This window comes from Phenylobacterium sp. (assembly GCF_036263695.1).
Classification (GTDB): Bacteria; Pseudomonadota; Alphaproteobacteria; order Caulobacterales; family Caulobacteraceae; genus Phenylobacterium.
Genome location: NZ_DATAGM010000456.1, coordinates 1 through 9140, shown reverse-complemented (window position 1 = coordinate 9140; position 9140 = coordinate 1). Strand labels below are relative to the sequence as shown.

The following is a 9140-nucleotide window of genomic DNA, read 5'->3' as shown; positions in this document are numbered from 1 at the left end:
CAAAGCTCTCGCGGCGTTCGCCGCGCCAAGCCTTGTAGTATTCGTCGTACTGCCGCTGCTGCTCGGTGCGCCAGCGGCGGTACTCCTCGTCGTGGCGGCGCAGTTGAGCGTCGCGCCAGTGGGTGTAGTGCGGCTCGAACTCGTCGTCGTGGGGATGGAAGCCGTAATCATGCGGCACGCCGAATTCCTCCATCGCCCGGTCCTGGCTATCGAGATGGCTGTCGCCGTAGGCGCCGCCGTCGTCGCGCCAGGTGACGTGGCCGCCGCCGCCGCGTTGTTGATCGCCGCGGAACGGCGGGTCGCCCCGGTCGTCCTGGCCGAACCGTTCCTCGAGGCGACGGCCGGCTGCGCCGTCGGTGGTCCGCTGGACGATCGACGAGGATCGCGCGAAGTCGCCGCCGGCGCCGCCATAGCCGCCATGCGCCTCCATGCCATACTCCTGGCCGCCGTAGCCAAGCGGGTCACGGCCGCCTGCGCGGCCCTGGTCGCGCTCGGGGCGCGAGCCACCGCTGACCTGTTGGCGCCAACGGTCCTGGTCGCGGCCTGGTCCGTATTGAGCCCGGTCCTGATCGTAGCGGCTGCCGGCCCGCTCGGCTCGCCAGGCCTCGGCGTCGCCAGTGGCGCCCGGATAGTCGCCGAGCCGGCCGCGTTGGTTCTGAGCGCCGTAACGCGCCTCCTCGCCGCCGAAGCGGCCACGGTCCTCGAACGAGCGGCGCTCGGCCCCGCCCATGCGGCGCTGCGGGTCGCGGTCCATTTCGCGCCGCCGGCGCTCGTACTCTTCGTATTCCCGGTTGCTGCGGAAGTCGTCGCGGCCAGGCATCTCGCTGTCCCTTGTCTTGGCGTTGGTCCTCGGGGGCTCAACCGCTGACGCTGGGGCTTGTTCCGATTTGGCCACGCTCGCCCGGCAGGCGAACCTGCGCCGTAATGTCACCTGTTTGATTAACCGGTATGAGGTACGACTCGCGTGCAGGCTGTGGGAACCGCCATGACGCGCAAAGAGATCGACCAGGCTAAACTCGACGCCGTCTCCCAGCGTTTGAGGGAGATGTTCCAGGCTGTTGAAGCGATGCCGATCCCCGACCGGCTGATGTCGATCATCGACCAGTTGGACGAAGGCGAGGATGCGGGCGCCGCGCCTCTCCGGGCGGTGAATAGGGCTTCACGCTCGGCCTAGCGGCCGGCCACCGCGAACTCGCTGGCCATCACGTCGGTGGCGTCCTCGGCGTCCATGATCTTCAGCAGACGCGCGCGGGCGCGATTGACCCGACTCTTGATGGTGCCGAGCGCGCAGCCGCAGATCTCGGCGGCTTCCTCGTAGGAGAGGCCCGCCGCGCCGACCAGAATCAGCGCCTCTCGATGTTCGTCCGGGAGTTGGGCGAGCGCCGCCTGCAGCGTGCGCATGGCCACGCTCCAATCCTGGGTGGCCGGCGCCTTCAGGCCGCTGGCGTACTCGCCGGCCTCGTCGCGCACCTCGCGCCGGCGGCGGATCACATTGGTGTAGTAGGTGTTCCGGAGGATGGTGAAGAGCCAAGCCCTGAGATTGGTGCCGGGCTCGAACTTCTCACGGTTGGTCCAGGCCTTGATCAGGGTGTCCTGCACCAGGTCGTCGGCGTCGGACCCGTTGTGGCTGAGCGACCAGGCGAAAGCGCGCAGGGCGGGGATCAGCGAAACCACCTCGTCGCGCCAGTTGATAGGCGAGGTCATGGCGGCCCTCCGATTACTTCGCCCCGATAGTTCCGGCCCGCTCCCGGCGGTCGTTGAACGTACCGCCACTCCTTACGTTCCGGCCCTTTCGCGGTGGAAAACCCACCTATTTCGGGAACTTCCGAGAAACCGTGGCGTTGGGCGCCGACCACGCTAAGCTTCTCCTTGGATCGGGGGCCCGCGTTCCCCAAATATGGACCTTGCGGCGAGGAGAAGGCATGCCCCCGTCCGAGTACGCCGGTCCAATGCGCCCCTCGCCGGAGGCTGAATGCGAGGCCCTGCAACGGTACCGCCAGGTGCGGGCCCGGACGCTGGAACTCGCGCGACCGCTCAGCCCGGAAGACCAGGTCGTCCAGTCGATGCCGGACGCCAGTCCGACCAAGTGGCACCTGGCGCACACCACCTGGTTCTTCGAGACCTTCATCCTGAAGCCGCTGGTCCCCGGCTACCGGGCCTTCGACGAGCGCTACGGCTATCTCTTCAACTCCTATTATGAGGCGGTGGGCGACCGTCATCCGAGACCGCTGCGCGGCCTGATCACCCGCCCGGCGTTGGAGGAGGTGCTGGCCTACCGCGCCCGGGTCGACCAGCACATGGAGCTGCTGCTGGAAGAGGGCGGCGCGCCTGAGCTGCTGGAGCTCGGCCTGGCGCACGAGGAACAGCATCAGGAGCTCATCCTGATGGACATCTTGCACCTATTCGCCCAGTCGGCGCTGAGCCCCGCTTACCGGCCCGCGCCCGCGGCGGCCGTGAGCGAGCCGGCGGACGAAGCTGCGTGGCTCGAGTTCGAGGGCGGGCTGGTGGAGATCGGACACCCCGGCGAGGCGTTCGCCTTCGACAACGAGGGGCCGCGACACAAGGTCTGGCTGGAGCCTTATCGGTTGGCGGACCGGTTGGTCACCAACGGCGACTGGCTGGCCTTCATCGAGGACGGCGGCTACCGCCGCCCCGAATACTGGCTTTCCGAGGGCTGGGCCCGCGTGCAGGCCGAGGGCTGGCAAGCGCCGCTCTACTGGCGGCAAGGAGAGGACGGCTGGCAGGCCATGACCCTGCACGGGCTCCGCCCCGTCGATCCGGGGGCTCCTGTAAGCCACATCAGCTACTACGAGGCCGAAGCCTTCGCCGCATGGGCGGGACGCCGTTTGCCCACCGAAGCGGAGTGGGAGCACTCCGCCCAGGCCACGACGCCGGATGGCGGCGGACGGCTGACCCCCCGCACCGCGGCCGCGCACGCCGAGGGGCTGCGCCAGATGTACGGTGAGCTGTGGCAGTGGACCCGCAGCGCCTATTCGCCCTATCCCGGATTCCGTCCGGCGGCCGGGGCGGTCGGCGAGTACAACGGCAAGTTCATGGTCGGCCAGATGGTGCTGAGGGGCGGCGCCTGCGTGACCCCGCCTGGGCACGTGCGGGCGAGCTACCGCAACTTCTTCTACCCGCACCAACGGTGGATGTTCTCAGGCCTCAGGCTGGCGGACGACGCCGAGCCGAAGGCGCGGAAAGCGCGGCCGCTCCGCTCCAGCTTCGCCACCGACGTCATGTTCGCCACCGACGTCCTGGAGGGCCTCTCCAAGACCGCCAAGAGCATCCCGCCCAAGCACTTCTACGACGCCGAGGGCTCGCGCCTGTTCGAGGCGATCTGCGAGCTGGAGGAATACTACCCGACGCGCACCGAGACGGCGCTCTTGTCGCGGAACGCCGCCGAGATCGCCGCCGAAATCCCGGATGGGGCGGTGCTGGTGGAGTTCGGCAGCGGAGCGAGCGTCAAGACGCGGATCGTGCTCGACGCCGCGCCGCAGCTCGCCGCCTACGTCCCGATCGACATCAGCCGCGAGGCGCTGGAAGCGGCGGCGGCGGCGATCCGCCGGGACTATCCGGGCTTGGCGGTGGAGCCGCTCGTGGACGATTTCACCGCCGCCCTCGAACTGCCGGCCGCCGTGCGGGGCTTGCCGCACTTCGGCTTCTTCCCCGGATCGACCATCGGCAATTTCACGCCCGGCGACGCGACCGCCCTCCTGGCCAACGCCCGTCGGTTGTTGGGAGAGGGGGCGCACCTGCTGGTGGGCATCGACCTCGTGAAAGATGCCGCCACGTTGGTCGCCGCCTACGACGATGCCCAGGGGGTGACCGCGGCGTTCAACAAGAACCTGCTGGCGCGGATCAACCGCGAACTTGGCGGCGACTTCGACCCAGACGGGTTCGATCACCGGGCGGTGTGGAACGCCGCCGAAAGCCGGATCGAGATGCACCTCGTCTCGCGCGCGCGCCAGCGGGTCCGCGTGCTGGGTCGAAGCTTCATTTTCCGGGAGGGGGAGAGCCTGCACACCGAGAACTCCTACAAGTTCACGGTGGAGGGCTTCTCAAATCTGGCGGCCGAGGCGGGATGGCGCGTGGGGCGGAGCTTTGCGAACCCCGCCCCCGCGTTTGCGGCCGTCTTGCTGCAAGCCTAGCGTTCCGCTTCGGCGCCGCGGCCGCCGCGGCCGCCGCCGCGCGAGGCTTCGCCGCCCTTGCGGCCGGCCGAGGCCGCGAGATCACGGTCTTTGGCGAAGCTGCGCTTCTCGCCGGGCACGCTGGCGCCGCCCTTGCGGGCGATTTCGCGACGACGTTCGGGGTTCATTGCGGCGAACCCCCGGCGGGCGCGCGGCTTGTTCTGTTCCAGGTTGGCCATGAGCTACTCCTGATTTGGCGACGGGTGGGGGAGGGGCCGCGAGCGCCGTCTCAGCGCCTCTCCAAGGCTCCGTCCGACCGTACGCACGCCGGCGGGGGTGGGCGGCGCGGCGACGGCTGGGGGGTGATGGACGGTACCGAAGAGGGACATGGCGTCTCGCGTATGGTTGCGCTCAAGCAAACCAACGAGAACGCAATGAGGTTGCGAGAAAAAACCCGTGAACTTCGCCGGGGTTATTCCCGGCGCAGCGCCTCGATCGGATCGAGCCTCGCGGCGCGCCAGGAGGGGTAGGCGCCGAAGGCCAGGCCCACCAGCATCGAGAAGCCGAGGGCGAGCGGTCCGGCCCACGTGGGAACCGCCGCCGGCCAGTCGCCCACCCGGGCGATCGCCAGCGCGCCGAGCACTCCGATGGTGAGGCCGATGATGCCGCCGGCCAGCGACAGGGCCACCGATTCCAGGGCGAATTGGATCAGCACGTCCGAGCGCCTGGCCCCCACCGCCATCCGCAGGCCGATCTCGCGGGTGCGCTCGGTCACCGCCACCAGCATGATGTTCATGATGCCGACCCCGCCGACCACCAGCGAGACGGCGGCGACCGCCGCCAGCAGGATGGTGAAGGTCGCCACCGCCGCCTGGCTGGCCTGGAGGATGGAGGCCATGTTCTGGGTCGAGAAGTCGTCCTCCTCGCCCGGCCGAATGCGGTGCTGAACGCGCAGGACGTTGGAGACGTCCTCCTGCACCCGGGTGAGCTCGTCCTCGCTCTCGGCCTTGACGTAGATGGTCTGCACCACCTCGCCGCGCAGCCGCCGGCCCACGACCCGTGAGCGGACCGCCTGAAGCGGTCCCAGCACCACGTCGTCCTGGTCCTGGCCGAAGCTGGACTGGCCCTTGGACTCCAGGACGCCGACCACCTCGAAGGGCACGGAACGGACCCGCACGCGCCGGCCGATGGGATCCTGCTCGCCCCACAGCTCGCGCGCCACCGTCTGGCCCACCACCACGACCTTCTTGCCCTGGCGGGCTTCGCGGTCGTCGAACATCCGGCCCGAAGCGAGGGTGAGGTCGCGGGCGATAAGGTAGTCGGGCGTGACGCCCTCGATGCGGGTGTTCCAGTTCGCGCCGTCGGCGGCCAGCTGGGCCTGGCCGCGCACGACAGGGGCGACCGCGATGGCGCCCTCGACATCGCGGGCGATTGCCTCGGCGTCGTCCTCGGTGAGCGTCATGCCGGTGCCGGCCCCGCCCATCACGAACCCGCCGCCGCCGCCCCCGCCGCCGCCCCGCGCCGCGCCCGGCGAGACGATGATCAGGTTCGAGCCCAGGCTGGCGATGGTCGAGGTGACCCGCTGCTGCGCGCCCAAGCCGATGGAGGTCATCATCACCACGGCGGCGACGCCGATCACCACCCCCAGCGAGGTCAGTCCGCTGCGCAGCGGGTGGGCGATAATGGCGCCGGTGGCGAAGCGGAGGAGCTCGATGAACTTCATGCGGGCGCCAGGGTCCGCTCGTCGGAAACGATCTTGCCGTCCCGGAAGGCGATGCGGCGCTGGGCGTGCTCGGCGACCTCGTTCTCGTGGGTGACGATCACCAGGGTCAGGCCGTCACGGTTCAGCTCCTCGAACAGGGCGAGCACTTCCTGGGTGGTGTGGGTGTCCAGCGCTCCGGTAGGCTCATCGGCGAGCAACAGGTCGGGGCTGTTGGCCAGCGCCCGGGCGATCGCCACCCGCTGCTGCTGGCCGCCGGACATCTGGGTCGGCCGGTGGCCCATGCGCGTGGTCAGTCCCACCCGCTCCAGCATCTCAGCGGCCCGCGCGCGCCGTTGGGCCGGCGGCCAGCCGCCGTAGATCATCGGCAGCTCGACGTTCTGCAGGGCGGTGAGCCGGGGCAGCAGCTGGAAGGACTGGAAGCAGAAGCCGATCCGCTGGTTGCGGAACTGGGCCAGCTCGTCGTCGTCGAAGCCGCTGACGTCCTCGCCGTCGAACAGGTAGGCGCCGTCGTCCGGCCGGTCGAGGCCGCCCAGGAGATTCATCAGGGTCGACTTGCCTGAGCCCGAGGGGCCGATCACCGCGATGTGCTCGCCGCGCGCGATGCTCAGCGTGACGCCGTCGAGGGCGGCCACCCGCTCGTCGCCCATCTGGTAGACCTTGGTGAGGTTGCGGACTTCGATCATCCGCTCAGAGCCTCACGCGCGTCCCGCCGCCCTGACCGCCGCCGCCCCCAAGGGGAGAGCGCGCCTGCACCTTCGGCTTGGGGCCGCCGCCGGTGATCACGTGGTCGCCGGCCTTCAGCGGCCCGCGGATCTCGGTGGAGGCGCCGTCGGTCGCGCCGACCTGCACCGGCACGGCGACCGGCTTGCCGTCGCGCAGCACGTAGACGACGCCGGGGGTGAGCCCGCCGGCTCCGCCGCGGCGGCCGCCCATCGCCGCCATGCGGGCGCGCAGCTCGGCCATCTTGGCCTTCTGCTCGGGCTTGAGGATGGCCTCCAGCTTGGTGAAGGCCTCCTCGCGGGCTTTGCGGGCGCCTTCGCGGTCGCCGGAGCCCATGGCGGCGCGGGTCTTCTGGCGCATCTGGGCGAAGATCGGCTCGGCCTTCTTCTGCTGGCCGGCGTCGAGGCCCAGCTGCTGAACCACGGCCTGGCCGCCCATCAGGCCGGCGCGCTGTCCGCCTTGGCCGCCGCCCTGGCGCATGCCGCCTGGCGGGCCGCCGAAGCCGCCGCCCATGCCCGGAGGGCCGATGCGCACCTGCTGTTGCTGCTGGGCGCCATCCGGCGTCCAGCGCAGCGCCGCGGCCGGGACTTTCATGACGCCCCGGCGCTCCTCAAGGATGATGTCGGCGTTGGCGGTCATGCCGGGCAGCAGCCGCCCCTGCGGGTTGTCCGCCTGGGCCATCACCACATAGGCGGTAACGTTGCTCTCGGTGACCGGCTGCTTGCGCACCTGGGTGACCACGCCGGTGAAGTTGTCGTCCGGGAAGGCGTCGACGGTGAAGCGGACCCGCTGGCCCTCCTGCACCTGGCCGATGTCGGCCTCGTCGACGCTGATCTTCACCTCAACCTTCGACAGGTCCTGGGCGATCTTGAAAAGGATCGGAGCCTGCAGGCTGGCGGCGACCGTCTGGCCGGGCTCGACCTGGCGGTCGACTACGACGCCGTCGATCGGCGAGGTGATGGTCGTGCGGCCGAGGTCCACCTGCTGGGCGCGCAGGGCGGCCTGGGACTGGCCGATGCGGGCCCGCTGCTGGGCCACCTGCGCCTGGGCGGAGGCGACGCCGGCCTGGGCCTGCTTGTACGCCGCCTCGGCCTGCTCCAGCACCGAGGGGGCGTAGATGTTCTGTTCGACCAGGGTGCGCTTGCGGTTGTAATCGGCGCGGGCGACCTCCAGCCGGGCCTGCGCCTCGCGCACGCCGGCCTGGGTCGTGGCCAGCGCCGCCGTGCCCGCGGCGATCTCGGCCTGGCCCTGGGCGACGCGGGATTCGAAGGTCTGCGGGTCGATCTCGGCCAGGACCTGGCCGCGCCGGACCATGTCGTTGAAATCGACGTGAACCTCGCGGACGAGGCCGGAGATCTGCGAGCCCACGTCGACCGTCACCAGCGGCTCGAGCACCCCGGAGGCCGAGACGGTGCGGGTGATCGCGCCCTGTTCGACGGCGGCCGTGCGGTACGGGTCCTCGTCGGCCTTCGGGCGGAAGTGCCAGCCGACGAAGGCGGCGAGCGCCAGCACCGCCGCGGCGATGGCGATCATCGCCGGGCGCGGCAGCTTGGGCGGCCGGCGCATGGCCCGAACGCCAGGGGGTTTCATTCCGGGAGGCGTGTCTTGGGGGAGGGTACGGCCGTGCATGTCTCTCGTGGCCTTAGGGGTGGCCCGCTGAACCGCGCATGACCGCCGATTCGCCTGCCCCGTTCGGGCACGGAGAGACCATGCTCAGGTTGCGTGGGCGTTTCATGGCCGCGCGGCTCTCTTACCGCATGGCAACAAAGGTTTAGAGCGGCAGCTCCACTCGCGCGGTGAGACCGCCCCCGGGGCGGTTGATCAGCGACACGTCACCGCCGTGCCCGCGGGCCACAGAGCGGACCACCGCCAGGCCCAGGCCCGCCCCGCCGGTCTTGCGGCTGCGCGAGGGCTCGCGTCGGTAAAAGGGCTCGAACACCCGCTCGGTCTCGCCGGGCGGAATGCCTGGACCGTCGTCGTCGATCTCCACCACGGCCGCGCTCTCGGTCCTGAACACCCGGGCCCGCGCCTGGCCGCCGAACTTCACGGCGTTCTCGAACAGGTTGGTGACCAGCCGGCGCAGCGCGATGGGGTCGCCGTCCAGCACCACCTTCTCGGCCTGCTCGACCTCGGTCTTGGCGCCGGTCTCGGCCATCTCGTCGGCGACGCTCTCCACGAGGGACGACAGCTCGAGCGCCGTCCGCTCGCCATGGCTGGAAGCGTCGCGCACGAAGGTGAGCGCCGCCGAGATCATCTCCTCCATCTGGTCGATGTCGGCGGCCATCTTGGCGCGGACATCCTCGGGGGCGCTTTCGATGCGGAAGCGCAGGCGGGTGAGGGGGGTGCGCAGGTCGTGGGCGATGGCGCCGACCATGGCGGTGCGGTCCTCCACGTAGCGCTTCAGCCGCTCCTGCATCTCGTTGAAGGCGCGCACCGCGACGGCGATCTCGGCCGAGCCCTTCAGCGACAGGGCCGGGGCGCGCGGATCGCGGCCGAGCCGTTCGGCTGCGTCGGCGAACAGCCGGATCGGCGCCGACAGCCGGCGGGCGAACAGATAGGCGATCGGC

9 protein-coding genes are annotated in these 9140 nt (G+C 70.5%); 2 read left to right on the top strand and 7 right to left on the bottom strand.

The window, feature by feature from the left end; all coding sequences use genetic code 11:
- Window positions 1-820, bottom strand: an 820-nt coding sequence (locus tag VHK87_RS18340; RefSeq protein ID WP_329636337.1) for a hypothetical protein, incomplete at its 3' end; no start/stop codon positions are given.
- Window positions 821-985: 165 nt separating this feature from the next.
- Between VHK87_RS18340 and VHK87_RS18335 the strand changes: the two genes are divergently transcribed.
- Complete coding sequence (locus VHK87_RS18335; protein ID WP_329636336.1) at window positions 986-1174, top strand: NepR family anti-sigma factor; 189 nt, start codon at window positions 986-988, stop codon at window positions 1172-1174.
- Here the strand turns inward: VHK87_RS18335 and VHK87_RS18330 are convergent.
- Window positions 1171-1704, bottom strand: a complete 534-nt coding sequence (locus VHK87_RS18330; RefSeq protein ID WP_329636335.1) for a sigma-70 family RNA polymerase sigma factor — start codon at window positions 1702-1704, stop codon at window positions 1171-1173. The genes VHK87_RS18335 and VHK87_RS18330 overlap by 4 nt on opposite strands.
- Before the next feature lie 218 nt (window positions 1705-1922).
- Between VHK87_RS18330 and egtB the strand changes: the two genes are divergently transcribed.
- A complete protein-coding gene (egtB, locus tag VHK87_RS18325; protein ID WP_329636334.1) occupies window positions 1923-4151 on the top strand; it encodes an ergothioneine biosynthesis protein EgtB in 2229 nt (742 codons plus the stop codon).
- Here the strand turns inward: egtB and VHK87_RS18320 are convergent.
- From VHK87_RS18320 to VHK87_RS18300, 5 genes are all read right to left on the bottom strand, one after another.
- Window positions 4148-4369: a general stress protein gene (locus VHK87_RS18320; protein ID WP_329636333.1), complete on the bottom strand. Its 222-nt coding sequence runs from the start codon at window positions 4367-4369 to the stop codon at window positions 4148-4150. The two genes, egtB and VHK87_RS18320, sit on opposite strands and share 4 nt — an antisense overlap.
- 233 nt (window positions 4370-4602) lie before the next feature.
- Window positions 4603-5853, bottom strand: coding sequence for an ABC transporter permease (locus VHK87_RS18315; protein ID WP_329636332.1), 1251 nt, complete (start codon window positions 5851-5853; stop codon window positions 4603-4605).
- Window positions 5850-6536, bottom strand: coding sequence for an ABC transporter ATP-binding protein (locus VHK87_RS18310; RefSeq protein WP_329636331.1), 687 nt, complete (start codon window positions 6534-6536; stop codon window positions 5850-5852). The genes VHK87_RS18315 and VHK87_RS18310 overlap by 4 nt, the downstream gene beginning before the upstream one ends.
- A gap of 4 nt (window positions 6537-6540) precedes the next feature.
- The gene (locus VHK87_RS18305) at window positions 6541-8139 is read right to left on the bottom strand and encodes an efflux RND transporter periplasmic adaptor subunit (protein ID WP_329636330.1); all 1599 of its coding nucleotides are present in this window, start codon (window positions 8137-8139) and stop codon (window positions 6541-6543) included.
- 205 nt (window positions 8140-8344) lie between these two features.
- Window positions 8345-9140, bottom strand: a 796-nt coding sequence (locus VHK87_RS18300; protein WP_329636329.1) for an ATP-binding protein, incomplete at its 5' end; no start/stop codon positions are given.

What these genes read in the sequence shown, in the direction of transcription:
- VHK87_RS18335 (WP_329636336.1), top strand. Translation starts at nt 986, where the DNA reads ATGACGCGCAAAGAGATCGACCAGGCTAAACTCGACGCCGTCTCCCAG.
- VHK87_RS18330 (WP_329636335.1), bottom strand. Translation starts at nt 1,704, where the DNA reads ATGACCTCGCCTATCAACTGGCGCGACGAGGTGGTTTCGCTGATCCCC.
- egtB (WP_329636334.1), top strand. Translation starts at nt 1,923, where the DNA reads ATGCCCCCGTCCGAGTACGCCGGTCCAATGCGCCCCTCGCCGGAGGCT.
- VHK87_RS18320 (WP_329636333.1), bottom strand. Translation starts at nt 4,369, where the DNA reads ATGGCCAACCTGGAACAGAACAAGCCGCGCGCCCGCCGGGGGTTCGCC.
- VHK87_RS18315 (WP_329636332.1), bottom strand. Translation starts at nt 5,853, where the DNA reads ATGAAGTTCATCGAGCTCCTCCGCTTCGCCACCGGCGCCATTATCGCC.
- VHK87_RS18310 (WP_329636331.1), bottom strand. Translation starts at nt 6,536, where the DNA reads ATGATCGAAGTCCGCAACCTCACCAAGGTCTACCAGATGGGCGACGAG.
- VHK87_RS18305 (WP_329636330.1), bottom strand. Translation starts at nt 8,139, where the DNA reads ATGCGCCGGCCGCCCAAGCTGCCGCGCCCGGCGATGATCGCCATCGCC.